This is a genomic window from Rhizobium sp. FKY42 (assembly GCF_005222835.1).
GTDB lineage: Bacteria > Pseudomonadota > Alphaproteobacteria > Rhizobiales > Rhizobiaceae > Neorhizobium.
Genome location: NZ_STGA01000044.1, coordinates 209,035 through 235,736 on the forward strand (window position 1 = coordinate 209,035; position 26,702 = coordinate 235,736).

At 58.6% G+C, this 26,702-nt stretch carries 25 protein-coding genes; 9 read left to right on the forward strand and 16 right to left on the reverse strand.

Going from position 1 to position 26,702, the window contains the following annotated elements; all coding sequences use genetic code 11:
* Positions 1–275 precede the first annotated feature (275 nt).
* The gene (locus tag E8M78_RS17225) at positions 276–1,529 is read left to right on the forward strand and encodes a Zn-dependent hydrolase (RefSeq protein WP_137136209.1); all 1,254 of its coding nucleotides are present in this window, start codon (positions 276–278) and stop codon (positions 1,527–1,529) included.
* A gap of 31 nt (positions 1,530–1,560) precedes the next feature.
* Positions 1,561–3,015 (forward strand): dihydropyrimidinase, encoded by a 1,455-nt coding sequence (hydA, locus tag E8M78_RS17230; RefSeq protein WP_137136210.1) that lies wholly within the window; start codon positions 1,561–1,563, stop codon positions 3,013–3,015.
* A 281-nt stretch (positions 3,016–3,296) separates the two neighbouring features.
* Here hydA and E8M78_RS17235 read toward each other — a convergent pair whose 3' ends face one another.
* Positions 3,297–3,710, reverse strand: a complete 414-nt coding sequence (locus tag E8M78_RS17235) for a cupin domain-containing protein (protein WP_137136211.1) — start codon at positions 3,708–3,710, stop codon at positions 3,297–3,299.
* 133 nt (positions 3,711–3,843) lie between these two features.
* Here E8M78_RS17235 and E8M78_RS17240 point away from each other — a divergent pair, with 133 nt between their 5' ends.
* The 7 genes from E8M78_RS17240 (at position 3,844) to E8M78_RS17270 (ending at position 13,074) form a co-directional block, all read left to right on the forward strand.
* Positions 3,844–4,638 carry an ABC transporter ATP-binding protein gene (locus E8M78_RS17240; RefSeq protein ID WP_137136212.1) on the forward strand — a complete coding sequence of 265 codons (795 nt, stop codon included), beginning with the start codon at positions 3,844–3,846 and terminating at the stop codon, positions 4,636–4,638.
* Entirely contained in the window at positions 4,625–5,515 is an 891-nt protein-coding gene (locus E8M78_RS17245) for an ABC transporter permease (RefSeq protein ID WP_137136213.1), read from the forward strand. The genes E8M78_RS17240 and E8M78_RS17245 overlap by 14 nt, the downstream gene beginning before the upstream one ends.
* Entirely contained in the window at positions 5,512–6,378 is an 867-nt protein-coding gene (locus E8M78_RS17250; RefSeq protein WP_137136214.1) for an ABC transporter permease, read from the forward strand. Before E8M78_RS17245 ends, E8M78_RS17250 begins: the two co-directional genes overlap by 4 nt.
* Before the next feature lie 25 nt (positions 6,379–6,403).
* Positions 6,404–7,396: an ABC transporter substrate-binding protein gene (locus tag E8M78_RS17255; RefSeq protein ID WP_137136215.1), complete on the forward strand. Its 993-nt coding sequence runs from the start codon at positions 6,404–6,406 to the stop codon at positions 7,394–7,396.
* Between the two features lie 314 nt (positions 7,397–7,710).
* On the forward strand, positions 7,711–8,916 hold the full coding sequence (locus E8M78_RS17260; RefSeq protein WP_137136216.1) for an efflux RND transporter periplasmic adaptor subunit: 1,206 nt from the start codon (positions 7,711–7,713) through the stop codon (positions 8,914–8,916).
* A 14-nt stretch (positions 8,917–8,930) separates the two neighbouring features.
* On the forward strand, positions 8,931–12,266 hold the full coding sequence (locus E8M78_RS17265; RefSeq protein WP_137136217.1) for an efflux RND transporter permease subunit: 3,336 nt from the start codon (positions 8,931–8,933) through the stop codon (positions 12,264–12,266).
* A 121-nt stretch (positions 12,267–12,387) separates the two neighbouring features.
* A complete protein-coding gene (locus E8M78_RS17270) occupies positions 12,388–13,074 on the forward strand; it encodes a Crp/Fnr family transcriptional regulator (protein WP_137136218.1) in 687 nt (228 codons plus the stop codon).
* 29 nt (positions 13,075–13,103) lie between these two features.
* Here the strand turns inward: E8M78_RS17270 and E8M78_RS17275 are convergent, their stop codons facing one another.
* The 15 genes from E8M78_RS17275 to urtA all read right to left on the reverse strand — a co-directional run bounded on the left by E8M78_RS17275 (position 13,104) and on the right by urtA (position 26,570).
* Positions 13,104–13,922 (reverse strand): MBL fold metallo-hydrolase, encoded by an 819-nt coding sequence (locus E8M78_RS17275; RefSeq protein WP_137136219.1) that lies wholly within the window; start codon positions 13,920–13,922, stop codon positions 13,104–13,106.
* A complete protein-coding gene (gene ureG, locus E8M78_RS17280) occupies positions 13,919–14,536 on the reverse strand; it encodes an urease accessory protein UreG (protein WP_137136220.1) in 618 nt (205 codons plus the stop codon). The genes E8M78_RS17275 and ureG overlap by 4 nt, the downstream gene beginning before the upstream one ends.
* 61 nt (positions 14,537–14,597) lie before the next feature.
* Positions 14,598–15,269 carry an urease accessory protein UreF gene (locus tag E8M78_RS17285; protein WP_137136221.1) on the reverse strand — a complete coding sequence of 224 codons (672 nt, stop codon included), beginning with the start codon at positions 15,267–15,269 and terminating at the stop codon, positions 14,598–14,600.
* A complete protein-coding gene (ureE, locus tag E8M78_RS17290; protein ID WP_137136222.1) occupies positions 15,269–15,757 on the reverse strand; it encodes an urease accessory protein UreE in 489 nt (162 codons plus the stop codon). Before ureE ends, E8M78_RS17285 begins: the two co-directional genes overlap by 1 nt.
* 19 nt (positions 15,758–15,776) lie before the next feature.
* Complete coding sequence (gene ureC, locus E8M78_RS17295; RefSeq protein ID WP_137136223.1) at positions 15,777–17,489, reverse strand: urease subunit alpha; 1,713 nt, start codon at positions 17,487–17,489, stop codon at positions 15,777–15,779.
* 64 nt (positions 17,490–17,553) lie between these two features.
* Entirely contained in the window at positions 17,554–17,973 is a 420-nt protein-coding gene (locus tag E8M78_RS17300) for a lysozyme inhibitor LprI family protein (protein WP_137136224.1), read from the reverse strand.
* Positions 17,974–18,001: 28 nt separating this feature from the next.
* Positions 18,002–18,307 carry an urease subunit beta gene (locus E8M78_RS17305; protein ID WP_137136225.1) on the reverse strand — a complete coding sequence of 102 codons (306 nt, stop codon included), beginning with the start codon at positions 18,305–18,307 and terminating at the stop codon, positions 18,002–18,004.
* A gap of 11 nt (positions 18,308–18,318) precedes the next feature.
* Entirely contained in the window at positions 18,319–18,621 is a 303-nt protein-coding gene (locus E8M78_RS17310) for an urease subunit gamma (RefSeq protein ID WP_137136226.1), read from the reverse strand.
* A gap of 21 nt (positions 18,622–18,642) precedes the next feature.
* Positions 18,643–19,470 (reverse strand): urease accessory protein UreD, encoded by an 828-nt coding sequence (locus E8M78_RS17315; RefSeq protein ID WP_137136227.1) that lies wholly within the window; start codon positions 19,468–19,470, stop codon positions 18,643–18,645.
* Positions 19,404–20,612, reverse strand: coding sequence for a polyhydroxybutyrate depolymerase (locus tag E8M78_RS17320; RefSeq protein WP_137136228.1), 1,209 nt, complete (start codon positions 20,610–20,612; stop codon positions 19,404–19,406). Before E8M78_RS17320 ends, E8M78_RS17315 begins: the two co-directional genes overlap by 67 nt.
* Before the next feature lie 131 nt (positions 20,613–20,743).
* On the reverse strand, positions 20,744–21,439 hold the full coding sequence (gene urtE / locus E8M78_RS17325; RefSeq protein ID WP_137136229.1) for an urea ABC transporter ATP-binding subunit UrtE: 696 nt from the start codon (positions 21,437–21,439) through the stop codon (positions 20,744–20,746).
* 9 nt (positions 21,440–21,448) lie between these two features.
* Entirely contained in the window at positions 21,449–22,207 is a 759-nt protein-coding gene (gene urtD / locus E8M78_RS17330) for an urea ABC transporter ATP-binding protein UrtD (RefSeq protein WP_170973456.1), read from the reverse strand.
* A 5-nt stretch (positions 22,208–22,212) separates the two neighbouring features.
* Positions 22,213–23,379 carry an urea ABC transporter permease subunit UrtC gene (gene urtC, locus E8M78_RS17335; RefSeq protein ID WP_137136230.1) on the reverse strand — a complete coding sequence of 389 codons (1,167 nt, stop codon included), beginning with the start codon at positions 23,377–23,379 and terminating at the stop codon, positions 22,213–22,215.
* Positions 23,376–24,980, reverse strand: a complete 1,605-nt coding sequence (gene urtB, locus E8M78_RS17340; protein ID WP_137136317.1) for an urea ABC transporter permease subunit UrtB — start codon at positions 24,978–24,980, stop codon at positions 23,376–23,378. The genes urtC and urtB overlap by 4 nt, the downstream gene beginning before the upstream one ends.
* A gap of 300 nt (positions 24,981–25,280) precedes the next feature.
* Entirely contained in the window at positions 25,281–26,570 is a 1,290-nt protein-coding gene (gene urtA, locus E8M78_RS17350) for an urea ABC transporter substrate-binding protein (protein ID WP_137136231.1), read from the reverse strand.
* Positions 26,571–26,702 lie beyond the last annotated feature (132 nt).

Below are 26,702 nucleotides of genomic sequence, written 5' to 3' on the forward strand. Positions count from 1 at the left end.
TCTCGCACCGCAGAACGCATGAGCATATGCACAAAATTTACCCCGCAAGAAGACTTGCCGGAAACTTGTTCATTTTTTCATCGACAGCGCGATTTTGCGCTTGAGTGCGGCGGTGGAAATTGTAAGCTTTTACCAATCGGTCAAATATCAATGACCCGCTCGGCAAAGGCAAGCCACTGGCTCGCTGAATGTCAAAAGAAGGTGGGCGATGACCATTAGGGAACAGCAGCCGCATCGCACGATCCAACGGCTGAAACAGATGAAGGAATGAACGTATGGTGGCGGCACCAGGCGAAAACCTGCGCGTGAACGGCGACAGGCTTTGGGACTCGTTGATGAATATGGCGAAGATTGGCCCCGGCATTGCGGGCGGCAACAACCGCCAGACGCTGACGGATGCCGATGGCGAAGGCCGTCATCTTTTCCAGCAATGGTGCGAGGCCGCAGGGCTGACCATGGGCGTGGACAAGATGGGCACCATGTTCGCCACCCGCCCCGGCACCGACCCGGATGCCCTGCCCGTCTATGTCGGCAGCCACCTCGATACACAGCCAACCGGCGGCAAATATGATGGCGTGCTGGGCGTTCTCGCAGGCCTCGAAGTCATCCGCACGATGAACGACCTTGGCATCAAGACCAAGCACCCGATCGTCGTCACCAACTGGGCCAATGAGGAAGGCGCGCGCTTCGCACCGGCCATGCTGGCTTCTGGCGTTTTTGCGGGCGTCCATTCTCTGGACTATGCCTATGGACGCAAAGACCCGGACGGCAAGACCTATGGCGATGAGCTGAAGCGCATCGGCTGGCTCGGCGAGGAAGAAGTGGGCGCGCGCAAGATGCACGCCTATTTCGAATATCACATCGAACAGGGCCCGATTCTCGAGGCCGAAAACAAGCAGATCGGCGTCGTCACGCACTGCCAGGGCCTGTGGTGGCTGGAATTTACGTTGACCGGCAAGGAAGCGCATACCGGCTCCACGCCCATGAACATGCGTGTGAATGCGGGCCTCGCCTTTGGCCGCATCATGGAAATGGTGCAGGAGGTTGCCATGTCTGAACAGCCGGGCGCAGTTGCCGGTGTTGGCCAGACCTTCTTCACGCCCAATTCCCGCAACGTGCTGCCGGGCAAGGTGGTCTTCACCGTCGACCTGCGCACGCCCTCACAGGAAAAGCTGGACCGCATGCGCGCCAAGATCGAGGCGGAAGCCGCCAAAATCTGTGAGGCGCTTGGCGTTGGCTGCTCGGTGGAAGCGGTCGGCCATTTCGATCCCGTCACCTTCGATCCGGTTCTGGTAGAGCGGGTTCGCAACGCGGCGGAAAAGCTGGGCTACAGCCACATGAACCTCATTTCCGGCGCAGGCCACGATGCCTGCTGGGCAGCCAAGGTGGCGCCGTCCACCATGGTCATGTGCCCCTGCGTCGGCGGCCTCAGCCACAATGAGGCGGAAGAGATTTCCAAGGAATGGGCCGCCGCAGGCTGCGATGTCCTGTTCCACGCGGTGGTGGAGACGGCGGAGATCGTCGCCTGAGCAACGAAGAATAGATCGAGGGAGCAGACCAATGAGCACAGTCATCAAGAATGGTACCATTGTCACGGCAGACCTGACTTACAAGGCTGACGTCAAGGTGGATGGGGGCAGGATTGTCGAGATCGGCCCTGATCTTTCCGGCGATACGGTTCTGGATGCGGACGGCTGTTATGTCATGCCGGGCGGCATCGATCCGCATGTCCACCTCGAAATGCCCTTCATGGGCACCTATTCCGCCGATGATTTCGAAAGCGGCACCCGCGCGGGTCTTTCGGGCGGCACCACCATGGTGGTGGATTTCTGTCTGCCTGCCCCGGATCAATCGCTCCTTGAAGCGCTTCAAATGTGGGACAACAAGACCTCCCGCGCCACAGCAGACTATTCCTTCCATATGGCAATCACCGGCTGGAACGAGCGCATCTTCAATGAGATGAAGATCATCGTTCAGGAGAAGGGCATCAACACCTTCAAGCACTTCATGGCTTACAAGGGTGCGCTTATGGTGAATGATGACGAGATGTTCGCTTCTTTCCAGCGTTGCGCGGAACTGGGTGCCCTGCCGCTGGTGCATGCGGAAAACGGCGATGTCGTTGCCTCCATGACTGCCAAGCTTCTGGCAGAAGGTAATGACGGGCCGGAAGGCCATGCCTATTCCAGACCACCGGAAGTGGAAGGCGAAGCGACAAACCGCGCCATCATGCTGGCCGATATGGCAGGCGTTCCGCTCTACGTAGTTCATACATCGTGCGAGCAGGCGCACGAAGCCATTCGCCGCGCCCGCCAGAAGGGCATGCGGGTCTATGGCGAGCCGCTGATCCAGCACCTGACGCTGGATGAGAGCGAATATTTCAACAAGGATTGGGACCATGCCGCCCGCCGCGTCATGTCGCCGCCCTTCCGCAACAAGCAGCATCAGGACAGCCTCTGGGCTGGCCTGCAATCCGGTTCGCTGTCCTGTGTGGCGACCGATCACTGCGCCTTTACGACGGAGCAGAAGCGCTTCGGCGTCGGCAATTTCGCCAAGATCCCGAACGGCACCGGCGGCCTGGAAGACCGCATGCCGATGCTGTGGACCTATGGCGTCATGACCGGTCGCCTGACCATGAACGAGTTCGTGGCTGTCACCTCCACCAACATTGCCAAGATCCTCAACATGTATCCGAAGAAGGGCGCAGTTCTGGTGGGCGCGGATGCCGATCTGGTGGTCTGGGATCCAAAACGCTCCAAGACGATTTCGGCAAAGAGCCAGCAATCCTCCATTGATTACAACGTCTTCGAGGGCAAGGAAGTCACCGGCCTGCCCCGCTTCACGCTGACCCGCGGTTACGTGGCAATAGAGGAAGATCAGGTAAAGACGCGCGAGGGTCACGGCCAGTTCGTCAAGCGCGAGCCCTTCACTGCCGTCAACAAGGCGCTTTCCACCTGGAAGGAACTGGTTGCGCCGCGCAAGGTGGAACGCACCGGCATTCCGGCAACGGGGGTTTGAGGCGGCCAATGTTGGTGCGGGCTGTGATTGATACCCCCCTCTGTCCTGCCGGACATCTCCCCCTCAAGGGGGGAGATCAGCAGAACGGTTTACCGCTCACTCAATCGATATCGCAAAGAGCTCGCCAAAAATCCGCCTATAACCGTGGGCGGACGATACGGTGCCGCGAGTCCATCTCCCCCCTTGAGGTGGGGTCCGAAGGACGGGGCGAGACGCGTGGCTCGACCAACAGCGGCAAGGCAGAGGGGGGTGCCCTCTACGTCTCTGGTAGCGAACGGATCTCAAATCTTCACCAGCCCATCCAGCTCCGGCAGCAGCACCACGCTTTCCTGTTCGTTGGGGTCCGTGCGGGCAATGATGGCTGTCGCCGGTTCATCGGAGGTATTGGCCGGAAAGTGCGGAACGCCTGCCGGGATATAAAACAGCTCGCCCGCGCTCACCACCACATGATGCTCCAGATTGTCGCCGTACCAGGTGTCCGCCTTGCCAGCCAGCATATAGATCGCCGTTTCATGGTTCTCATGCAGATGCGCCTTGGCGCGCGCGCCGGGCGGCATGGTGAGAATATGCATGCAGATGCCCTTCGAACCCACGGTTTCTGCAGCAATTCCCTCAAAATAGCTAAGCCCCTGCTTGCCGTCATAGGTATTGCCCGGCTTCACCAACCGGCAGGTGGGCTTCGATGATCCGTCCATTTCCAAACTCCTTAATCCCTCTGGTCCCCACGCTTCTCGCCGCTCACCCAAGGGGCGCGACCGAAGCATTTGCAGCGAAGATAACAGATAAAATGCAACTGACTATTTCTCTCTCTCGTGGAGTGGCGCATCCATGACCGCCTCCTCTACACCCGTCGTCACCGCCCGCGATCTTGGCCTGACATTTCAGACCAATGATGGCCCGGTGAACGCACTGACCAATGTCAATCTCGATATCCGCAAGGGCGATTTCGTTTCCTTCATCGGACCATCGGGGTGCGGAAAAACCACCTTTCTGCGCGTAATCGCCGACCTTGAGAAGCACACGAGCGGATCGATCGAAATCAATGGAATGACTCCGGAAAATGCCCGCCTTGCCCGAGCCTACGGCTATGTCTTCCAGGCGGCGGCACTTTACCCGTGGCGCACCATCGAAAAGAACATTGCACTGCCGCTCGAGATCATGGGCTACAGCAGTGCCGAACAAAAGCAGCGGGTGGAACGCACGCTCGATCTCGTCAACCTTTCCGGCTTCGGCAAGAAATATCCGTGGCAATTGTCCGGCGGCATGCAGCAGCGTGCCTCCATCGCCCGTGCGCTCGCCTTCGATGCCGACCTGCTGCTGATGGATGAACCATTCGGCGCGCTGGACGAAATCGTTCGCGACCACCTCAACGAACAGCTGCTGAAGCTCTGGGACCGGACCAACAAGACGATCTGCTTCGTCACCCACTCAATTCCGGAAGCTGTCTATCTTTCCACCAAGATCGTGGTCATGAGCCCGCGCCCCGGCCGGGTAACGGATGTGATTGAATCGCCGCTGCCACGTGAACGCCCGCTGGATATTCGCGATACGCCGGAATTTCTCGAAGTCGCCCATCGTGTGCGCGAAGGGCTGAAGGCAGGGCATAGCTATGACGAGCACTGAGCCCTCTCTCTTTCGCGATCGCATCCTGCCGGTGCTGACGGTTATCGCCGTCATCCTCGTCATCTGGCATGTGGCCGTGATCTACCTGAATGCACCTTTCGTGCGTGATCAGGCGGCGCGTGCGGGCACTACGGTTACGCTGGGCGAAATCATCCCGCAGACCTTCGCCCAGGAGCGGCCTATTCTGCCGGCTCCGCATCAGATCATTGCGGAACTGTGGGACACGACCATTGCCAAGCCGATCACCTCCAAGCGAAGCCTGGTCTACCATGCCTGGGTAACGCTATCGGCAACGCTGATGGGATTCGGCATGGGCACGGTGCTTGGCATTCTGCTGGCGGTTGGCATTGTCCATAACCGGGCGATGGACAAGTCGCTGATGCCCTGGGTTATCGCCTCACAGACAATACCGATCCTTGCCATTGCGCCGATGATCATCGTGGTTCTCAACTCCATCGGTATCTCAGGTCTTCTGCCCAAGGCGCTGATTTCCACCTATCTTTCCTTCTTCCCGATTGTTGTGGGCATGGTGAAGGGCCTGCGCAGCCCTGACGTCCTGCTGCTGGATTTGATGCACACCTATAATGCCAGCCGCACGCAAACCTTCTGGAAGCTGCGTTGGCCCGCCGCCCTGCCTTATCTGTTCACCTCGCTGAAGGTGGCGATTGCCATCTCGCTGGTCGGCGCAATCGTCGGTGAGCTGCCGACCGGCGCGGTCGCCGGACTTGGTGCCCGTCTTCTCTCGGGCTCCTATTACGGCCAGACGATCCAGATCTGGGCTGCCCTCTTCATGGCGGCGGCACTAGCAGCCATTCTGGTTTCCATCATCGGCCTTGCCCATACGCAGGTGCTGAAGCGCATGGGAGCCAAGCCATGAACGAATATATTCTTGCCGCGCTCGCCATCTGGATCGGCGCCTGGACCCTGAACGAGTGGCTGGTGCGCCAGCGTCCATCCTCGACTGAAGCAAAGCGGGCCATCGGCATCATCGTTCCCGTCATCTTCGGAGCAACCTTGCTGGCGGTCTGGGAATGTCTGGTGCATGGCTTCCAGATCCCGCCGATCCTTCTTCCGGCCCCCAGCGCCATCTGGGTGAAGCTCATAAATTCGGTCCCTGTCCTCTGGGCAGATTTCCAGCAGACGTTCCTCAAATCCGTCATCACCGGCTATATCGCAGGCTGCGGGCTTGGTTTTGCCGTGGCGCTGCTGATCGATCGTTCGCCGTTCCTGCAAAAGGGCCTGCTGCCCATCGGCAATTTCGTCTCGGCGCTTCCGGTCGTCGGCATCGCGCCGATCATGGTCATGTGGTTCGGCTTCGACTGGCCCTCCAAGGTGGCGGTGGTCGTCATCATGACCTTCTTCCCCATGCTGGTGAACACGGTCCAGGGTCTTGCCTCCGCCAGCCATATGGAGCGGGATCTGATGCGCACCTATGCGGCAAACTGGGGACAGACGCTGATCAAGCTGCGCCTTCCGGCCGCATGGCCGTTTATTTTCAATGCGCTGAAAATCAACTCCACGTTGGCCCTCATTGGCGCTATCGTGGCGGAGTTTTTCGGAACGCCCATCGTCGGCATGGGCTTTCGCATCTCCACGGAGGTGGGGCGCGCAAATATCGATATGGTCTGGGCCGAAATCGCGGTCGCCGCGGTGGCTGGCTCGGTCTTCTACGGTCTGGTGGCACTGGCAGAACGCTGGGTCACCTTCTGGCATCCGTCCGTCCGTGGGGGACGGGCGTAACAACCAAAAGAAAAAGGGAACTGACATGACGCTGAAAATTGCATCGCTGCTGCTGGGAGCAGCCGTTTCGCTCACCGCCCTTCAGGCGCACGCCGCCGACAAGGTAACCCTGCAGCTGAAGTGGGTGACGCAGGCCCAGTTCGCCGGTTACTACGTCGCCAAGGAAAAGGGCTTCTACAAGGAAGAAGGTCTCGACGTCGATATCAAGCCGGGCGGCCCGGATATTGCTCCGCCGCAGGTTCTGGCCGGTGGCGGCGCTGATGTCATCGTCGACTGGATGCCGTCCGCACTCGCAACGCGCGAAAAGGGCGTGCCGCTCGTCAACATTGCCCAGCCTTTCAAGAAATCCGGCATGATGCTGACCTGCCTGAAGGAAACCGGCATCACCAAGCCAGCCGATTTCAAGGGCAAGACGCTCGGCGTCTGGTTCTTCGGCAACGAATATCCCTTCCTGTCATGGATGAACACGCTGAAGATCAAGACCGATGGCTCGGCAGAAGGCGTGAAGGTGCTGAAGCAGGGCTTCAACGTCGATCCTTTGTTGCAGAAGCAGGCTGCCTGCATTTCCACCATGACCTATAACGAATACTGGCAGGTTATCGACGCGGGCATCAAGCCCGAACAGCTTGTGACCTTCAAGTATGAAGACGAAGGCGTCGCTACGCTGGAAGACGGTCTTTATGTCCTGGAAGACAAGCTGAAAGACCCGAAATTCAAGGAAAAGATGGTCAAGTTCGTTCGCGCTTCCATGAAGGGCTGGAAATACGCCGAGAAGAACCCGGATGAAGCAGCCGGTATCGTTCTCGAAAACGACTCCTCCGGCGCACAGACTGAAAAGCACCAGAAGCGCATGATGGGCGAAGTGGCCAAGCTGACGGCCGGCTCCAACGGCGCTCTGGACGAAGCCGACTACAAGCGTACCGTAAAGACGCTGCTGGGTGGCGGTTCTGACCCGGTCATCACCAAGGAGCCGACGGGCGCCTATACGCTCGACATCACCAAGGCGGCCCTGAAGTAAACACACATTGAAACAGGCGTGACGCGCGGTGGAAACACCGCGCGTCCGCTGAATCATCAATTTTCCCGATCTATTGCATTTACTACGGCTGATTGATCCTTTCCTTGTCTATGGATAAAGTCACTTACGTTTTGTTATGGGGTGACCTTGCGCCGCATTGTTTGCGTAACCACCTGAGAGCAAGTGCCGGCAGGTGTGGGGGGAAACCAGGCGGGCGCGAAGGGGTGCGGTGAAGGCAGATCAGTCACGAACGTGGCATGTCCGGCCTTATCAATTTGCATGCAGCATGTTTTAGAAATGGGTCGGACGGGATGATGAATTCTCGCAAAATATCGGGTGCACTCTTTATCGCTGCCTTGGCATCGACGGCATTGATTTCGCCGCTTGCCGCGCAGGAGCAAAAGCCCGCACAGGCCACAACACAGGCAGACAAATCCAACCTGCCTGCCATTGTCGTGACGACGGTCTCAGAACGAGACCTGAGGGACAGCGTGGTCGCCAGCGGAACCATCCGCGCCGTAGAAGAAGTCTACGTCCAGCCTCTGGTCGATGGGTTGTCCATCAAGTCCTTGAAGGTTGATGTCGGTGACAAGGTGAATGCCGGCCAGGTTGTGGCAGAGCTGAACAGTGACAGTTTGTTGCTGCAGAAGAGCCAGCTTCAGGCAAACAAGGCGAAGGCAGAAGCGGGCCTTGCGCAATATCGTGCGCAGGTTATCGAGGCTCAGGCCAATGCCGATGATGCCATCCGCCAGCGTGACCGCACGCAGAACCTCAGCCGCAGCGGAACTGCCTCCACTGCACAGGTCGAACAGACGGCTGCAGCCGCAGAAGCGGCTATCGCGCGCCTGAACGCGGCCAAGCAGTCCATAAGCGTCGGTGAGGCTGATATCAAGGTGGTGCAGGCGCAGATCGACGATATCAATCTCAAGCTGGAACGCACGGATGTGAAGGCACCGGTTGCGGGCATCATCTCCAAAAAGGATGCAAAGGTCGGGGCCATTGCCTCGGGCAGCGGCACGCCGCTGTTCACCATGATCCGTGATGGCGATGTCGAACTGGTAGCTGATGTGCCGGAGAGCGAAATAGGTCGGCTGAAGGCAGGTATGACGGCGAAGGTTACAGTGGCTGGGACGACCCAGGCGCTTGACGGAAAAATCCGCCTCATTTCCCCCGTGGTCGATCAGACAACCCGCCTGGGCGCTGTCCACATTATTGTGAATGACGAGAGTGCCGCCAAGGTAGGCATGTATGCGAATGCCGAAATCACCATCAAAGAGACCCGTGGCCTGGCACTTCCGCAGTCCGCCGTCACAACGGATCGCAAGGGTTCCTTTGCCCGTCTCGTGCAAGGCAATGTCGTCAAGCAGGTCAAACTCGATATCGGCATTCAGGAGGCTGGCTTCGTTCAGATCCTCGGCGGCCTGAAGGTCGGTGACCAGGTGGTGGCCAAGGCGGGCGCTTTCGTCCGTGATGGCGACCATATCAAGCCCATCACCTCTGCCAACGCCGCATCGAATTGACAGGAGCCCACGGAATGAATTTCTCTGCCTGGTCGATCCGAAATCCGATCGCGCCGCTTCTGGCTTTCGCGCTGCTGCTCTTCATGGGCATCCAGTCCTTTTACAAGCTACCGATCACCCGGTTCCCGAACATCGACGTCCCCGTCGTATCGATTTCCGTCACGCAAAGCGGCGCTTCGCCGAGTGAACTGGAAATGCAGGTTACCAAGGAGATCGAAGACGCCGTTGCTTCCATCAGTGGCGTCGATGAAATCACCTCCACCGTCACGGATGGCTTGTCCACCACGGCGGTGCTTTTCCGTATTGAGAAGAACACATCTGAAGCCGTCCAGGATACCAAGGATGCGATCGACCGCATCCGCTCCAATCTTCCCGCCTCCGCTGAAGAACCAATTGTTTCGAAGGTCGAGGTTGAAGGTCAGGCTATTCAGACCTTCTCCGTCACCTCACCGAATATGACGCTGGAAGAGCTCTCCTGGTTTGTCGATGACACGGTCAAGCGGGCCCTTCAGGGTCAACCGGGCATTGGCCGTATTGACCGTTACGGCGGCGCGGACCGTGAGGTGCGCATTGCACTTGAACCGGCCAAGCTTGACTCCTACGGCATCACCGCAACGGAAGTGAACAGCCAGCTTCGCAGCGTCAACGTGGACCTGGGCTCCGGTCGCGGCCAGGTGGGCGGAAGCGAGCAGGCCATCCGCACGCTGGGGGATGCCCGCAAGGTATCGGATCTCGCCGACACGACGATCGCCCTCTCCAACGGGCGTTTCGTGAAGCTTTCCGATCTCGCAACGATCACCGACACCTACGAGGAGCAGAAATCCTTCGTGCGCTTCAATGGTGAGCCGAGCGTCACCTTTGCAGTGTTCCGTTCCAAGGGCTCCAGCGAAGTGACCGTTTCGCGCACGGTTGCCGAGCAACTGGATGCCATCCGCAAGGCGCATCCCGATGTCTCCATCAAAATGGTGGATGACAGCGTCTATTTCACCTACGGCAACTACGAGTCGGCAATCCATACCCTGATCGAGGGAGCGATCCTTGCCGTTATCGTGGTCATGCTCTTCCTGCGCAACTGGCGCGCAACGCTGATTTCTGCCGTCGCATTGCCCCTGTCCGCCATCCCCACCTTCTGGGTGATGGATATGATGGGCTTTTCGCTGAACCTCGTCTCGTTCCTGGCTCTGACCCTGGCGACGGGTATTCTCGTCGACGATGCGATCGTGGAGGTCGAGAATATTGCCCGCCACATCAAGATGGGCAAGACACCCTACCGCGCAGCGCTCGAAGCGGCAGATGAAATCGGCCTTGCGGTTATCGCAACGAGCTTCACCATCATTGCCGTATTCGTGCCGGTGTCCTTCATGCCGGGCATCCCCGGCCAGTACTTCATCCAGTTCGGCCTTACCGTTGCTTTCTCGGTGTTTTTCTCGCTGCTTGTGGCGCGTCTCATCACTCCGCTGATGGCCGCCTACCTGATGCGTGCGGAAGACGCGATGGACGACCATCATGACAATGATGGCCGCCTCATGAAGGCCTATACCAGACTGGTAACCGGCACGACAAAGCGCTGGTACATGCGCTATGCGACACTGGCGGGTGCGATCGCCTTCCTGGTTGGTTCCATCATGCTGTTGATGCAGGTGCCCGGTAGTTTCCTCCCACCGGAAGATCGCTCGCGCATCACGCTCTCGCTCGAATTGCCGCCAAATGCGTCTTTGGAAGACACGGCGGAAACCACCACCAAAATCTATCAGGCCATCAAACCTCTGGAAGGCGTGGAAAGCGTCTTCGTTCTGGGCGGCGCTTCGCCGAAGGGCGATCTGGAACTGCGCCGCGCCACGGTCAACGTCATCCTGGGCAAGATCGATCATTCGCTGCTCAAGACGCTGGTCAACAAGGGTCTCGGCAATCTTCCGCTGATCGGCCAATATGTTCCGAAGATAAAGGATAATGGCCGTACCAAGCCACAGTGGGAAATTGAAAAGGAACTGTTTGCGAAGCTGCGCTCCATTCCGGATGTTCGTATTACCAAACTGAACGACCGCGGCGAGCGAGAGCTGTCGTTTAACTTCCTCGCCAGCAATGGTGACGAGCTGGACGAGGCCGTTGCAAAGCTCGAGAGCAATCTTCGCGCGTCGCCAATTCTGGCCAATGTGTCTTCGGAAGGTGCCCTGCCCCGTCCTGAGTTGCAGATTCGTCCCCGCAAGGATGAAGCGGCCCGCCTAGGCATTACTCCGCAACAGATCTCTGAAAGCGTTCGCGTCGCCACGATTGGCGATGTGGATGCCGCACTGGCAAAGATTTCGCTGGATGATCGTTTGATACCGATCCGCGTTCAGGCATCGCTCGATGTCCGACGTGACCTCCAGGCCATTCGCAACCTGAAGATCAAGACGGCAAGCGGCACGACCGTTCCGCTCTCGACCGTTGCGGATGTGGATTATTCGGAAGGCCCAAGCTCGATCAAGCGCAACAACCGCAGCCGCGTTGTATCCATCGGAACGGATATCCCGCAGGGTACGGCGCTTGATACGGCAAAGGCGGAGTTCCGTAGCATCGTTGAGCAGACGCAGCTGCCACCAAGCGTTCGGCTGGCGGAAAGCGGTGATGCCAAAATCCAGTCGGAAATGGTGCAGGGCTTTGCCAACGCCATGCTTCTCGGCCTGTTACTGGTGCTCGTCGTGCTGATCCTGCTGTTCAAGGATGTCATTCAGCCGTTTACCATCCTCTTCTCGCTGCCACTGGCGATCGGAGGCGTGGCGGTCGGCCTGATCGTGACGAACAACTCCCTGTCCATGCCCGTTCTCATCGGTATCCTGATGCTGATGGGTATCGTCACCAAGAACGCCATCCTGCTGGTCGATTTCGCAATCGAGATGCGCCGTCACGGTATGGAACGCATCCACGCCATGGTGGAAGCGGGTCGCAAGCGTGCCCGTCCCATCATCATGACCTCCATCGCCATGTCAGCAGGCATGCTGCCTTCTGCACTGGGCGTGGGTGAAGGCGGTTCCTTCCGCGCGCCCATGGCGATTGCGGTGATTGGCGGTATCATTGTCTCCACGGTTCTCAGCCTTGTGGTCGTGCCTGCCTTCTTCCTCATCATGGACGACCTCTCTCTGCTGCTTGGCCGCATCTTCGGTCGCTTCGTCGGCAAGAAGGAGCAGGAAGATCCAATCCTGAGCGAGGAAGAACTCAGCAAGGCCACGCTGGAAACGCAGGCCAAACTTGCAGAACTGCAGGCCAAGCTGGATACCATCCAGCCGGCGCCACGGCAGAACAACGAAAAGGCGCATGACGCACCTGCCGGCAATAATGTGCTGAGGCTGCCGCCACTGGCTGCAGAATAGGCTGAAGCCCATCCCTATCCACGGAGGCCCGATTGACATCGATCAATTCGGGCCTCGTTTCGTTGTGCTACTAACAAACCATTCAACGCACGGAATCCAAAGGTTGATGGGGAACGCAAAGATGCTGGACAAGAGCAACAAGGCCACAACACGGGAACGAGGCCTACTGGCAAAAACCGCTTTTATGCGGTCTCTCTCTCCAAATGCGCTGGCAACCCTTCTGGACAGTGCGCAGATCATGTCGCTCGCCGCCCGTGCCTCGATTTTCCGCGAGGGTGAGAATGCACAGGCATTCTACTGCCTGCTGACGGGTTATGTGCGGCTGTACCGCATGGGCAAGGATGGCAGACAGGCAGACTTCCGCATCTGTGGTCCCGGAGACGTGTTTGCAGAATGCCTTATCCCGCAGGATGCCCGCTATCCCTATAGCGCACAGGCAGCGGAAAATATTTGTCTGGCAAAACTGGATTGTCGGGAAGTGCGCCTGCTGGCGGAGCGTGACGCGACGGTTGCGAACGCGCTGATTGCCACGCTCTCCGAACATCTTAGGGCAACGACAGAGGTTCTGGTCAATGATCGGCTGCACACCGCGCCCCAGCGCGTGGCCGATTATCTGCTGGAACGTTGTCCCGTCGATGCAGGCTCGGCTTCCATCCGCCTGCCCTTCCAGAAGAACCTTCTGGCGGGAATGCTGGGTCTTGCCCCTGAAGCGTTGTCTCGCGCCTTCTCGGCTCTGCGACGCGCCGGCGTCAGCGTCCGTGGTCGTGTCATCCAGATCAGCGATGTAAAGGCACTACGGGAGATCTGATCAGTTCGAATTTACTCGGTCGATGGCGGTCAGCGCGGTACAAGACGCCAGGCCTGCCCTGAAAATTCTACCTTCACATACCCGGAAATATGTCCGCCGGAGGCCACCCAGCCTTCGCGGGTCGCACGCTTGAAGATCCTTCGGCGGCTGGCAGCACCCTGGGCAGCGTCCACATCGTAGATGAAGCAGAAATCGGGATCGTCCATCTGGAGTGCCGGGGCGTGGACCAGATCACCCCATAGCACGAGCCGATGATCTTCCTCTCCGATCAGATACCCAGCGTGACCGGGGGTATGCCCCGGCAAGGGAAGAAGCTCGATCTGAGGCAAAACCTGCCCCGCATCTACAGGCCGGACGCGATTGCCATAGATGTCCAGCAAACGCCTCGCTATGTCAAATCCGCCGCGCCGGTATACCGGCATAGCCTCCTTGAGAGCGGCATTGCTGTAGAAGTCGAGATCAGCCTGCGGTGCAAACACCTGCGCGTTGGGAAAATAAGCACCGTCGTCACCAAAAAGGCCAAGCGCGTGATCTCCATGCAGATGGGTCAGCAAAACGTGCTTCACATCCGCCTGGTCAATCCCGGCAGCCTCAAGCGCTGCACGCCCGTGGCCAAGTTTCGCCCCCCAATAGGGACCCGTTCCAGCATCGACCAGAGTGATCCCATCCGGCCCCGAGAGAACGAACAGATTCACGTCCATATCGACAGTGGCTCCCTGCCAGGCAGCAACGGCAGCATCGCGCACCGTCTGGCTGGAAGCGTGGGCCAGATGCTCAATCGGCGCCTGATAAACGCCATCGACAAGCCTTGTCACCTCGTAACAACCGAAACGGCGAGCGGCACTCACGCCGCCAACCCGCCATGCGTCTCAAGGAAGCGAACGATGTGATCAACGCCTTCGCCGCGCTTGAGGTCGGTAAACACAAAAGGCTTCGCCTCACGCATGCGGGTTGCATCGCGGTCCATCACATCAAGATCGGCACCCACGTAAGGCGCCAGATCCTTCTTGTTGATGACCAGCAGATCGGAGCGGGTGATACCCGGACCGCCTTTGCGCGGTATCTCTTCGCCCTGGCACGTGGAGATCACATAGATGGTGATATCCGCGAGATCCGGCGAGAACGTCGCCGCCAGATTGTCACCACCTGACTCGATGAACACCACATCAAGATCGGGGAAGCGCTCGTTCAGGCCCGCGATTGCCTGCAGATTGATCGTTGCATCCTCGCGTATGGCGGTATGCGGGCAACCTCCGGTTTCGACACCCACGATCCGGTCTGAAGACAAGGCCTGCATGCGCACCAGCGCCTCGGCATCTTCCTTGGTGTAAATATCGTTCGTCACCACGGCAACCGAATAGGTCTCGCGCATGGCTTTGCACAGTTTCTCTGTCAGCGCCGTCTTGCCGGAGCCCACAGGCCCACCAATGCCAACGCGGAGAGGTCCATTGGATGATTTCATGATCGATACCTCGATAGTCTCAAAATAGAATAGCCTGGGGGCTGGCCCGTGCAAGACAGGTTCAGGAGCGAAAAAGCCGCGAATTCTGCCGCTCGTGGCGAAGGGATGCGATATCCGCCTGTACGGTGGCAGAACCGAGATCATCCAGCCCCGCTGCCGCTGCACGCTCGGCAACCTCACCCGCAATCGTTTCCAAGGCCGACAGGATGCGAAGACCATCCTGCTGACCCGCTACACCGAGACGGATACCGGCGGACACACCTTGGGAAACACCGGCATGCAGGAATGCTGCAATGGCCTGCTCCGCTCCTATTCTATGCGCAGCAGCTACGGCACCCACGGCAACAGGATAAGGACAATCGGGAGGCAGCAGCCCGAATACTGACGCAGGCCATGCTTCCGCCGCCGCCAGAAACGCCTTTCCGAGGGACAGCGTTTCCATATGCCGCTCAGCCGAACCCGCCAGCGCCAGTCCAAGCTCTGCCAGCTCGGCCAATTTCACCTGCTCCTCAACGACTTGCGCCGCGAGCGACACGAACACGGCATCGTTCCACAGCATTCCGTGTCTGACTGACGTAGAAAGCCATGCCTCCAGCCCGACGGCATCTGTGACAAGCCGGTCATGAACCGCCCGCTCAAGACCGCTGGAATAGGCAAAGCCACCCACCGGAAAGGCAGGCGAAAGCCAGGTCATCAACCGCAGCAGAGCTTGTGTTTCAAAAGCAGCAGACATCAGTCGTGATGATGCCCGTGGTGGTGGTCATGAGAATGGCCGTGCGAATGCCCGCCGTGACTGTGATAGGCCCCGCGCGCTGGCTGGAAAGGCTCTTCCACATCCGTCACCGTCGCGCCCAGACCTTCGAGCATGGAGCGGATCACATGATCGCGCAGGATCAGAATACGTCCCTCCTCGATCTGCGCTGACAGATGCCGGTTGCCCAGGTGCCAGGCGAGTTCAATCAGGTGCAGCGTATCGCGCGCCTTTACCTCGAACAGCTTTTCTGCCGCCGCCTTCACTTCCACCGTATCGCCATTGTCCAGCACAAGCCGGTCACCATCGTGAAACAGTACAGCCTCCTTCAGGTCCAGCATCACCATGTCACCATTGGAAAGGTGCAACAGCTTACGCCGCAAATGGCGCAGATCGTGCGCAAGCGTCACCGTATCGATCGGCGGATCACTAACTTCGCCTGCGGGACGGTAGGAATGGACATGCTGCATGGATTGAACTTTCAGATGTTTAAAACAGGAAATACCGCTGCGCCATCGGCAGAACCGTTGCCGGTTCGCAGGTCAAAAGCTCGCCATCGGCACGCACTTCATAGGTTTCCGGGTCCACCTCGATGTGCGGTGTCAGATCGTTGAGGATCATGGATTTCTTGGAAATGCCGCCGCGCGTGTTCTTCACCGCCACCAGCTGCTTGGCAACGCCGAGACGATTGGCGAGGCCGTTATCCAATGCAGCCTGCGAAACAAAGGTCACGGAGGAATTCGTACGCGCCTTGCCGTAAGCGCCGAACATGGGGCGATAATGCACCGGCTGCGGTGTCGGGATCGAAGCGTTCGGATCGCCCATGGGTGCCGCCGCAATTACGCCGCCCATCAGCACCATATCCGGCTTCACGCCGAAGAATGCCGGGTTCCAGATGACGAGATCGGCGCGCTTGCCCACTTCGATGGAGCCGATTTCATGGCTCACACCATGTGCGATGGCCGGGTTGATCGTATACTTTGCGACATACCGGCGAACACGCAAATTGTCGTTGTCGCCGGTTTCGCCCGGAAGAGCACCCCGTTGACGCTTCATCTTGTCTGCCGTCTGCCAGGTGCGGATGATGACCTCGCCCACGCGGCCCATGGCCTGACTGTCCGACGAGATGATCGAAAACGCGCCGATATCGTGCAGAATATCTTCCGCCGCGATGGTTTCCTTGCGGATGCGGCTTTCGGCGAACGCGATGTCTTCCGGAATGGATGGCGACAGGTGATGGCAGACCATCAGCATGTCCAGATGTTCCGCCAGCGTATTGACCGTATAGGGCCGCGTCGGGTTCGTGGAAGACGGGATGACGTTCAGCTCGCCGCAGATCTTGATGATATCCGGCGCGTGGCCCCCGCCCGCCCCTTCCGTATGGAAAGCGTGGATGGTGCGGCCCTTGATGGCACCGACGGTATCTTCCACGAAGCCGCTCTCGTTCAGCGTGTCGGTGTGGATCATCACCTGCACATCATATTGATCGGCAACCGAGAGGCAGCAATCGATGGCGCCGGGGGTCGTGCCCCAGTCCTCATGCAGCTTGAGCGAAGTGGCGCCGCCCAGAACCATTTCCTCCAGCGCCTTGGGCAGCGAGGCATTACCCTTGCCAGCGAATGCGAGGTTCATGGGGAAAGCGTCGGCCGCCTCGATCATACGGGCGATATGCCACGGTCCCGGCGTGCAGGTGGTGGCCAGCGTGCCATGAGCGGGGCCAGTGCCGCCGCCCAGCATGCAGGTCAATCCGCTCATCAAGGCTTCCTCGATCTGCTGCGGGCAGATGAAATGGATGTGGGCATCCATGCCGCCAGCAGTTACGATCTTGCCTTCGCCCGCAATCGCCTCGGTGCCGGGGCCGACGATGATGTTAACGCCCGGCTGCGTGTCCGGATTGCCTGCCTTGCCGATGGCAACGATGCGGCCATCCTTGAGGCCAATATCGGCCTTGTAGATGCCGGTGTGATCGACAATCACAGCGTTGGTGATAACGGTATCGACAGCACCATCTGCACGGCTGACCTGGCTCTGGCCCATGCCATCACGGATAACCTTGCCGCCGCCGAATTTTACTTCTTCACCATAGGTGGTGAAATCCTTCTCAACCTCGATGAAAAGCTCGGTATCGGCGAGGCGCACCTTGTCGCCCACGGTCGGGCCAAACATGCTGGCATAGGCAGCGCGGGAAATCTTGTAAGGCATGGGCTATTTTGCTCCATATGCGTGGACGGACCGGCACCCCTCGCGCCTGATCCAGTCCAGGTTTTTATTGACCGATTGTCTCGGCAAGTGTTTTCAGTTCTTCGGTGCGAACCTTGGAAAGCTCAGCCTTGCAGGACATCAACAGCATGGGCTCCATCGTTCCGCCGCGCGCAGCAAAGCCTTCCGCCTCGCACTGGCCGTCCCGATAGTTTATCCAGGCACGCTGAGCCTTCAACAGGGCCTCTTCTGCGCCACGCTGGTTAGCGTCCAACTGCTTGTCCCAATCGACCATCACCTTGCGGGTCGCCTTCCACTGCTTGTTCAACGCCGCATCGGCAGCATCAAAATCCTGTTCGGCGCAGTAATTCATCTCCATCTGGGTCTCGGATTTGGCGCAGTCGAAATTCGGCTTCTCTTCCGCAGAGGAAGGCCCATCCTGCAAGAGAACACATCCGCACAGCATGAGGCCAAGAAAGAGTTTCATCGGATGCTTCGCTTTCTGCATGGTGCGTTCACAGAGCGCCCATGATCTTCTGCCGGAAACCGTAAACTTCGCGCTTGCCGGAAAGCGGAATGAGGGTCACCTCACGCGTCTGGCCCGGTTCGAAACGCACAGCCGTTCCTGCCGGAATATCCAGCCGCATTCCGCGCGCCTTGTCCCGGTCGAAAGAGAGGCCCGCATTGGTTTCGAAGAAATGATAATGGCTGCCCACCTGAACCGGACGGTCACCCGTATTGGAAACCTCTATGGTCATGGTTGGCGCACCGCTATTCAGCTCGATATCGCCACTTGCGGAAATGATTTCGCCTGGAATCATGGTCTTTGCCCTTACCTAATCGGCTCATGAACGGTCACCAGCTTGGTGCCGTCAGGAAAAGTTGCTTCCACCTGCACATCGTGGATCATTTCCGCGACACCTTCCATCACCTGATCGCGGGTAATGACATGCGCGCCCGCCTCCATCAGGTCTGGTACGGCGCGGCCATCGCGGGCACCTTCGACCACGAAATCGGTAATCAGGGCAATGGCTTCCGGGTAATTCAGCTTCACGCCACGTTCCAGCCTGCGGCGGGCCACCATGGCTGCCATGGATATCAGAAGCTTGTCTTTTTCTCTTGGGCTGAGGTTCATGGGTTCCCCGATTATTGTCTCTCAGATGTTCCAGACTTTCGGCACGTTTGCGTCTTTTCGCAAGAGCGAAATCACCGGAACAAGAATTTTTCGCAGCGCGAAACCGTGTGATGCTGCGGCACGGATAATCAGCTTGTCTTTCCAGAGGCTTGCGCCAGCATATCCATCCTGCAGCAGAGGTTGAAGGCGCGGCAGAAGTGCCTCACAATCGGCAGCGGAATAGAAGACAGTGGCAAAGGCCACCTTGCCGGAAAGCACCGAAGGCTGCTCCCCCAGACGGGCGATCTCGCCCTCCATCCGCACTTCCTCCGCATGGATGAGACGACCCGCACGGCGCACGCGCCAGCGATCCCGGAAATGACCGTTCTCGGCGCTTTCACCCATGGCGGTACGACCGAGAATAACGGCCTCAACCGCCAGAAATTCCGCCGTTTCGGCAAGATCAACATGGAGTTCGCGGGTGAGTGAAGCGCGGTCGAAGAGAATGCTTTCCTGCGGCAGCCAAGCCACGCGGCTGCCCTCGCCGGCCTCAATTTCACTTTTCAGAAGCGCGGTATCGGCGGCAGCCTTGTAGATCTTCTCGTTCGCCTGCGTGGTCACGGTCACATCCGTGCCAGGACCGGCGCGCAACGACCATTCCAGTCGGTCGCCACCGGTCAGTCCGCCGGAGCTATTGATGAGAATGGCTTCAAGGGAGGAATCAAATGTATCCGGCAGGCGGATCTTTCCGCAGCCTTCCTGATAGAGTTCGGCGAGCCGCGTGCGGCCCGCCAGCTGTTTGGTTACAAGGCGCCCTTTGCCCCGAGCCCGCTGCGGCGCGGCTGGTCGTTTGGCTGGCTGTTGTTGCACGTCATCCCCTCGGCATTATCATAAGCGGATATCTCTCCAGCCCCACAGTCAACCGCCTGAACCTTTGCCTTGGCAGCTGATGGCTGAACAGTGGCGACGACATCCGTATTGTCGGCCTTGCGGAAGAAATCCCACATGCGATAGGCCGGATCGACATTCGGATCGAAACTCGGCTTCTTCACTGCCGAGACCTTCACAACACCTGCCGCTTGCCCCTCGCTGGCCGCAGCGATGACGTTCGCCTTCGCATTTGGCTTCGGCCAGTCATGGCTGCCGTTTTCGAATTCATAGGTCGCAATGCGCGCCCCGTTCTGGCAGGTATCGAAAAGGCTATAGGTCACACCGTCGATGGTCTCTGGCTTTGCATTGGCCTTGCACCCATCCAGCTCCATCCATCGTTGAAGGGCGGTCTTGAAACTATATTGCCAATAGGGCTTGCCGCCCCCGGCATAGGGGTTCTGCTCATCCTTCACACCGGCAAAAGCCATGATGGAAATCGGCTTGGCAGGCTGGCAGGTAGAGGGATCGGGGGTCCACTTCCCCTCGCGATTTTCAACGGGCAGCCCCACACGCAGGGAATTGACGAAGCCCGCACCGGCAAAATCATTCGCTCCTGAGCAGAGATAGGCCGACAGCATGCGACCGCCGCCGGAATAACCCGAGGCGAAAATCTGAGCCGGATCAACGCAATAGCTCTGCTTTACCTTTTCGACAGCAGCCTTGATGAAGGCCACCTCATCCAGTCCGCCTTCGCGGAAGGTAACCCCCGGCACATTCCAGGCATGGGTATTCGGCATATTTCCCGACAGGCTGCCCTGCGGCGCAAACACGATGAAGCCGTTCTTCCCTGCCACCTTGTCCCACGAACTGCGCAACATCTGTCCCCGTGGATTGCTGTTGCTGCCATGCAGATCGAAAACGACGGAAACCTTGTCCCTGCCCGTGTAAGTATCCGGAACAAACACAACGCCGGAACGCTGGATGCCACCGACATCGATCGATACGTCATGATAGCCCGGTTCAACGGGCGTGCCGCAACCAGCCGCATGCGCGGCCATGCCTGACCCTAAGAAAAAGGCGCCCGCTGCGGTCAGGCAGCCAAGAGCGCGGAGGATTGAACCAGAGCGAATTCCAAATGCCATCAAGCGCCTCGCGAAGGAGAGTGCGTGGAAAGGGGATATGCGTTGGATGAAAACCGCGCTCTGATTAACATATTAGATATTTCTGTTAAACCCTCTCCATGATCGGCAGCCATGCAAAATATGACTAACTGTCACACCGTCAGATGGCGTCTCGCCTCCGGTGTATCCAGTGTCTCTGCGGCCCCTTCATGAACGATTTCACCCCGATCCATGATGTAGACATGATCCGCCAGTTCCCGGCAGAAGTCGAGATACTGTTCGACCAGAAGGATGGCCATACCTGTGGAATCTCGCAGATACCGGATGGCGCGGCCGATATCCTTGATGATCGAGGGTTGAATTCCCTCTGTCGGCTCGTCCAGAACCAGCACTTTCGGCCGCGTCACCATCGCCCGGCCGATGGCCAGCTGCTGCTGCTGCCCGCCGGAGAGATCGCCTCCACGCCGCGCCAGCATCGAGTTGAGCACCGGAAACAGGCTGAAAATATCATCCGGAATGAACCTGTCCTTGCGCGGCAGAGGCGCAAAGCCGGTTTCCAGATTTTCCTGCACGGTCAAAAGCGGGAAGATCTCGCGACCCTGCGGCACATAGCCGATGCCCTGTTTTGCACGGTTGAATGGCGCAAGCCCGTTCAAACTCTCCCCGTTGAAGGAAATCGTGCCCGCACTGACCGGATGCTGACCGGTGATGGCGCGCAGCAGCGAGCTTTTGCCCACTCCGTTGCGGCCAAGAACGCAGGTGATCTTGCCCATGGGCGCCTGAATGGAAACGCCACGCAAGGCCTGCGCTGCGCCGTAGTGAAGGTTGATGTTCTCGACTGTCAGCATGGTTACCCCTCACCGTCCCAGATAGTTCTCAATGACCTTTGGGTCGTTCGAGACGAAATCGATCGATCCCTCGGCCAGTACGGAGCCTTCGGCAAGACATGTCACCTTGACGCCGAGATCCCGGATAAAGCCCATGTCGTGCTCCACCACCACCACCGAGCGGCTCTTGGCGATTTCGCGAAGCAAAATGGCGGTCTCAGCGGTCTCCGCATCGGTCATGCCGGCCACCGGCTCATCCACCAGCAACAGCTTCGGCTCCTGCGCCAGCAGCATGCCGATCTCCAGCCACTGCTTCTGGCCGTGGGAAAGGTTGGCGGCTAATTCATCGCGCCGATGCGTCAGGCGGATCGTGGCCAGAATTTCCTCGATACGGTCGCGATCTTCGCCGGAGAGACGGTAGAACAGCGTGGCGAACACACCGCGCTTGCGGTTGAGCGCCAGCTCCAGATTGTCCCATACGGTATGGCTCTCGAACACGGTCGGCTTCTGGAACTTGCGGCCAATGCCGAGCTGGGCGATATCCGCCTCGTCGCGCTTGGTGAGATCCACCTTCTCCTCGAACAGAACCGTGCCACTGTCGGGCCGTGTCTTGCCGGTGATGATATCCATCATCGTTGTCTTGCCGGCACCATTCGGGCCGATGATGGCGCGAAGCTCGCCCGGCTCAACGACGAAGGAGAGCGAGTTCAGCGCCTTGAATCCATCGAAGGATACGGAAACACCGTCCAGATAGAGCAGCGATTTTGGCTTGGAGTCCTTGATTTCCATGAGTCTTACTCCGCGGCCTGGATCTGTGTTGAAGGCGTATCGTCATTCTGGGCTTGGGCACGCGCCGCAGCCTTCACCGCCTTGCGGTTGGCAAGTGCCGCCTGCACGGTTCCGACAATACCCTTTGGCATGAACAGCGTGACGAAGATGAAGAGTGCACCCAGCGCATAGAGCCAGAACTCTGGAAACGCGCCGGTGAAAAAGCTTTTGCCACCGTTCACCAGAACCGCGCCGATGATCGGGCCAATCAGGGTTCCGCGACCACCGACTGCCGTCCAGACCACCACTTCGATGGAGTTGGCCGGTGCGAATTCACCCGGATTGATGATGCCGACCTGCGGCACGAACAAGGCGCCTGCAATGCCTGCCATCATGGCCGAGGTGACGAAGGTGAACAGCTTGATGTTTTCCACCCGGAAACCGAGGAAGCGAACCCGGCTTTCAGCATCGCGAACGCCCACCAGCACCTTGCCGAATTTCGAGCGGGTAATGGCAGACGCCAGCACGAGGCAGAGCGATAGCATGATGGCCGAGAGCGAGAAGAGAACCGCGCGCGTTCCATCCGCCTGAACGGAAAAGCCGAGAATATCCTTATAGTCCGTCAGACCGTTATTGCCGCCAAAGCCCATGTCATTGCGGAAGAAGGCCAGCATCAACGCATAGGTCATGGCCTGGGTGATGATGGAGAGATAGACACCATTGACGCGGGAGCGGAAGGCGAACCAGCCGAACACAAAAGCAAGCAGCCCCGGCACCACCAGCACCATCGCACAAGCGAACCAGAACATGTCGAAACCATGCCAGAACCACGGCAACTGCTTCCAGTTCAGAAACACCATGAAATCCGGCAGTATGGGGTCACCGTAGACGCCGCGGCTGCCGATCTGGCGCATGAGATACATGCCCATGGCGTAGCCGCCGAGTGCAAAGAACGCGCCGTGGCCAAGCGAAAGAATGCCGCAATAGCCCCAGACCAGATCCAGCGCCAGCGCCAGCAGCGCATAGCACAGATACTTGCCCATCAACGACATCACATAGGTTGGGATATGCAATGCATTGTCGGGCGAAAGAAGCAAATTGCTTGCTGGCACCAGCAATGCCACGGCAAGAATGATGCAGACGGTGACGAGGATGCGGCCTTCCAGAGCACGCAGGATGAAGCTGGAAATCATGCTTCCACCGCCCTTCCCTTGAGCGCGAACAGGCCGCGCGGTCTCTTCTGGATGAAGAGGATGATGAGAACGAGCACGAGGATCTTGCCGAGAACGGCACCGGTCCATGGCTCAAGGAACTTGTTGAGAACACCAAGCGACAGAGCGCCAACCAGCGTGCCCCAGAGATTGCCCACGCCGCCGAACACCACGACCATGAAGCTGTCGATGATGTAGGACTGGCCGAGATTGGGCGAGACGTTATCGATCTGAGAAAGGGCGACACCTGCAATGCCGGCAATGCCGGAACCGAGTGCGAAGGTGAAGGCATCGACCCAGGGTGTGCGAATACCCATGGAGGACGCCATGCGGCGGTTCTGCGTGACAGCCCGCATCTGGAGGCCGAAGGCGGAACGCTTCATCACGATCAGCAAACCGACGAAGATCGACAGCGAGAAAGCAACGATCCACATGCGGTTCCAGGTGATTTGCAAACCACCAAGCGCAAAGGCACCGGACATCCAGGATGGGTTACCAACCTCCTGGTTGGTCGGACCGAAGATGGAGCGTACCAGCTGCTGGAGGATCAGTGATACGCCCCAGGTCGCCAGCAGGGTTTCCAGCGGACGCCCGTACAGAAAGCGAATGACACCGCGTTCGATGACAAGACCCACAGTGGCCGTCACAAGAAAGGCAACCGGCAGTGCAATCGCCAGCGACCAGTCGAACAGATGCGGCGCATGGGTGCGGATGACCTCCTGCACCATGAAGGTGGAATAGGCACCCAGCATGACCATTTCGCCATGCGCCATATTAATGATGCCCATGACGCCAAAGGTAATGGCAAGGCCAATGGCTGCCAGCAGCAGGACCGAGCCGAGCGACATGCCGTACCAGACGTTCTGGCCGACTTCCCAAAGCTTGAGAGAGTTTTCAATCCTGGTAATGGCCTTGTCGAGATCACCCTTCAGGGACGGATCAATGGAGGAAGACACCGACATCAGGATGCTGATGCCATCGCGCCCGCCGAGATTGGCGATCGTATCGATGGCCTGCTTCTTCTGATTGAGGGCGCGGTCGGAAATCAGCACGGAGGCAGCACGCGCCTCTTCCATGCGAACCTTGACAGCAGCATCGGTCTCCTTGGCGAGAGCCGCTTCGACAAGTTCAAGATTTTCGGCGCTGGGAGACTTGAGAACCGCATCGGCAGCCGCCATGCGCACGGTCTTGTCGGGGCTGAGAAGTGTGAGGCCACCGAGAGCGGACCGGATCACACGGCGCAGATTGTTGTTGATCTTCAGCTTGTTCAGCTGTGCCTTCGGCACCTCACCGGCAGCAGCACCCGTGACCGGATCGATCAGGGCGACATTCGCTCCGGCTGCTTTTGTGATGAATACGGCGCTATCGGATTTGCGCGCGTAAAGCTCGCCCTCGGCGAAGGCTTCCAGAGCTGGCACGATGCGCGGATCGCCGGTCGCGGCCAATTGCCCGATCAGCTCTTCCGTCTGTTTGAAATCCGCCTTGCCCAGAGCATTGAACAGGGCCTTCGGATCAGACTGCGCGTGGGAGGGCAGAAACGTAAGGATCAGGAACAGGGTCGATAGGAAAAGTCGTAGCATAATTGTCGCCCCTCGTGACCTACCCCCCTCTGCCCTGCCGGGCATCTCCCCCTCAAGGGGGGAGATCGACTCTTGTCGACATTCCGCTTCAAGTCTGGCTTGGTCTCCCGCGGCAATGCACTTGCCGGAGATGGAAAGCGACTGTTAGCTGTCTTGCCAATCTCCCCCCCTTGAGGGGGAGATGCCCGGCAGGGCAGAGGGGGGTAAGCGTGGTTCAGCAGCTGCAGGGATATCGGGGGAAGCGAAGCCCTCCCCCTTGTGGGGAGGGTTGGGAGGGGTCTTCCCTCCCGGAAGGCTCAGGCGTTAGCTGCCCTTGCCGCCGCACTTGCCGGTGGCAACATTGAAGTTGCCGCAGGACATGGGCTTGCGCCAATCGGAGATCAGATCCTTGGAGTCCGGCAGATAATCAGACCACTCGTCACCGACGACGGAAGGCGTCTGCTGGACGATTTCGAACTGGCCGTTCGCCTGGATTTCACCGATCAGCACTGGCTTGGTGATGTGGTGGTTTGGCATGACGGTGGAAGTGCCGCCCGAGAGGTTCGGTACGGAAACGCCGATGATGCTGTCCAGAACCTTGTCGGTATCGGTCGTGCCAGCCGCCTCGACAGCCTTTACCCAGGCGTTGAAGCCGATATAGGCGGCTTCCATCGGGTCATTCGTCACGCGCTTCTCGTTCTTGGTGAAGGCGTGCCAGGTCTTGATGAATTCGGCATTCACCGGAGCATCGACAGACTGGAAGTAGTTCCAGGCAGCAAGGTGACCAACGAGTGGCTTGGTGTCGATGCCAGCCAGTTCTTCTTCACCGACGGAGAAGGCTACGACTGGAATGTCTTCTGCCTTGATGCCCTGGTTTGCCAGTTCCTTGTAGAAAGGAACGTTGGCATCGCCGTTGATGGTGGAAACGACAGCTGTCTTCTTGCCAGCCGAGCCGAATGCCTTGATCTTGGATACTTCCGTCTGCCAGTCGGAGAAGCCGAATGGCGTATAGTTGACCATGATGTCCTCAGCCTTCACGCCCTTGGACATGAGGTAGGCCTTCAGGATCTTGTTCGTGGTCTGCGGATAAACGTAGTCCGTTCCTTCCAGGACCCAACGCTGAACGCCTTCGTTCTTCATCAGGTAATCGACAGCCGGAATGGCCTGCTGGTTTGGAGCAGCACCCGTGTAGAAAATATTGCGCGAAGATTCTTCACCCTCATACTGAACCGGGTAGAAGAGGATGGAGTTCAGTTCTTCGAAAACCGGCAGAACCGACTTGCGCGAAGACGAGGTCCAGCAACCGAAGACAGCAGCAACCTTGTCCTTGGAAATCAGCTGGCGGGCCTTTTCGGCAAACAGCGGCCAGTCGGAAGCAGGATCGACAACGACGGCTTCCAGCTTCTTGCCCAGAACGCCGCCCTTCTTGTTCTGCTCTTCAACGAGCATCAGCATGGCATCTTTCAGCGTGGTTTCCGAAATCGCCATCGTACCGGAGAGCGAGTGGAGAACGCCAATCTTGATGGTGTCTTCGGCTGCAAACGCGCCGTGGAATGCGGTGGTGGACATGATGGCAGCAATGAGCGCGCCGCCCAGTCTGGCTTTCAATGTCATGGCAGAACCCCTCTTTTTTGTTTTGAGTGCGACAGCCGGTTAAAGCCTGTTAACCGTTGCTGACCGGACTATGGGTCGCTGCACTGCAAAACCACATACGTAAAATGACGTAGACATGGGGGCAAAAGCATC

What these genes read in the sequence shown, in the direction of transcription:
- E8M78_RS17260 (WP_137136216.1), top strand. Translation starts at nt 7,711, where the DNA reads ATGAATTCTCGCAAAATATCGGGTGCACTCTTTATCGCTGCCTTGGCA.
- urtE (WP_137136229.1), bottom strand. Translation starts at nt 21,439, where the DNA reads ATGCTGACAGTCGAGAACATCAACCTTCACTACGGCGCAGCGCAGGCC.
- E8M78_RS17285 (WP_137136221.1), bottom strand. Translation starts at nt 15,269, where the DNA reads ATGTCTGCTGCTTTTGAAACACAAGCTCTGCTGCGGTTGATGACCTGG.
- E8M78_RS17310 (WP_137136226.1), bottom strand. Translation starts at nt 18,621, where the DNA reads ATGAACCTCAGCCCAAGAGAAAAAGACAAGCTTCTGATATCCATGGCA.
- E8M78_RS17240 (WP_137136212.1), top strand. Translation starts at nt 3,844, where the DNA reads ATGACCGCCTCCTCTACACCCGTCGTCACCGCCCGCGATCTTGGCCTG.
- hydA (WP_137136210.1), top strand. Translation starts at nt 1,561, where the DNA reads ATGAGCACAGTCATCAAGAATGGTACCATTGTCACGGCAGACCTGACT.
- E8M78_RS17320 (WP_137136228.1), bottom strand. Translation starts at nt 20,612, where the DNA reads ATGGCATTTGGAATTCGCTCTGGTTCAATCCTCCGCGCTCTTGGCTGC.
- urtA (WP_137136231.1), bottom strand. Translation starts at nt 26,570, where the DNA reads ATGACATTGAAAGCCAGACTGGGCGGCGCGCTCATTGCTGCCATCATG.
- ureG (WP_137136220.1), bottom strand. Translation starts at nt 14,536, where the DNA reads ATGAAATCATCCAATGGACCTCTCCGCGTTGGCATTGGTGGGCCTGTG.
- urtD (WP_170973456.1), bottom strand. Translation starts at nt 22,207, where the DNA reads ATGGAAATCAAGGACTCCAAGCCAAAATCGCTGCTCTATCTGGACGGT.
- E8M78_RS17250 (WP_137136214.1), top strand. Translation starts at nt 5,512, where the DNA reads ATGAACGAATATATTCTTGCCGCGCTCGCCATCTGGATCGGCGCCTGG.
- E8M78_RS17235 (WP_137136211.1), bottom strand. Translation starts at nt 3,710, where the DNA reads ATGGACGGATCATCGAAGCCCACCTGCCGGTTGGTGAAGCCGGGCAAT.
- ureE (WP_137136222.1), bottom strand. Translation starts at nt 15,757, where the DNA reads ATGCAGCATGTCCATTCCTACCGTCCCGCAGGCGAAGTTAGTGATCCG.
- E8M78_RS17270 (WP_137136218.1), top strand. Translation starts at nt 12,388, where the DNA reads ATGCTGGACAAGAGCAACAAGGCCACAACACGGGAACGAGGCCTACTG.
- urtC (WP_137136230.1), bottom strand. Translation starts at nt 23,379, where the DNA reads ATGATTTCCAGCTTCATCCTGCGTGCTCTGGAAGGCCGCATCCTCGTC.
- E8M78_RS17245 (WP_137136213.1), top strand. Translation starts at nt 4,625, where the DNA reads ATGACGAGCACTGAGCCCTCTCTCTTTCGCGATCGCATCCTGCCGGTG.
- E8M78_RS17300 (WP_137136224.1), bottom strand. Translation starts at nt 17,973, where the DNA reads ATGAAACTCTTTCTTGGCCTCATGCTGTGCGGATGTGTTCTCTTGCAG.
- E8M78_RS17305 (WP_137136225.1), bottom strand. Translation starts at nt 18,307, where the DNA reads ATGATTCCAGGCGAAATCATTTCCGCAAGTGGCGATATCGAGCTGAAT.
- E8M78_RS17225 (WP_137136209.1), top strand. Translation starts at nt 276, where the DNA reads ATGGTGGCGGCACCAGGCGAAAACCTGCGCGTGAACGGCGACAGGCTT.
- ureC (WP_137136223.1), bottom strand. Translation starts at nt 17,489, where the DNA reads ATGCCTTACAAGATTTCCCGCGCTGCCTATGCCAGCATGTTTGGCCCG.
- E8M78_RS17255 (WP_137136215.1), top strand. Translation starts at nt 6,404, where the DNA reads ATGACGCTGAAAATTGCATCGCTGCTGCTGGGAGCAGCCGTTTCGCTC.
- E8M78_RS17265 (WP_137136217.1), top strand. Translation starts at nt 8,931, where the DNA reads ATGAATTTCTCTGCCTGGTCGATCCGAAATCCGATCGCGCCGCTTCTG.